The sequence below is a fragment of the Burkholderia sp. RF4-BP95 genome, assembly GCF_001521985.1.
GTDB classification, from domain to species: domain Bacteria; phylum Pseudomonadota; class Gammaproteobacteria; order Burkholderiales; family Burkholderiaceae; genus Burkholderia; species Burkholderia diffusa.
This window is the reverse complement of sequence record NZ_LOSX01000089.1, coordinates 1-548: the sequence shown is the minus strand read 5'-3', so window position 1 is coordinate 548 and position 548 is coordinate 1. Positions and strand designations below refer to the sequence as shown.

1 protein-coding gene is annotated in these 548 nt (G+C 69.5%); it reads left to right on the top strand.

What is annotated here, in order from left to right:
* On the top strand, positions 1-548 hold a 548-nt coding region (locus tag WS46_RS29570; protein WP_156443201.1), incomplete at both ends, for a DUF935 family protein.

Here is a 548-nt window from a genome sequence, read left to right as displayed (position 1 = left end):
GACGCGCGCCAGGCGCAGCGGACGCTCACGAACCTCTGCTACATGCTGTCGGCGCTGAACTTCGGCGCGTCCGATCCGCGCCGCTGCCCGCGCTTCGAGTTCGATACGCGCGATGCCGAAGACTTGGCCCTGTACGCCGACGCGCTGCCGAAGCTGGTCGGCGCTGGCGTCAAGGTGCCGCGTCAGTGGGCGCAGGACAAGCTCATGATTCCCGAGCCGAAGGACGACGAGGACATCCTGTCGGTGCCCAAGCCGCCGATGGGGCTGCCGCCCGAGGAACGACCGGACGAGCAGCCGCGCACCGCGAAGATGCGCTATCGCGCCGTGCTGCGCAACGCGGCCGGCGAGATTGTCTATCCCGACCAGGACGAGCTGGATCAGACCATCGCGGCGCTGCCGGCCGACGAGATCACGGACGCGTTGCGCGCGACGATCGGGCCGGCGATTGCTGCGCTGCGCCGAGGCGCGACGCCGGACGAAGCAATCGAGATGCTGCTCGAAGCGCAACCGGCCATGGACGACACCGCGATGCAGGAGCTGCTCGCGCG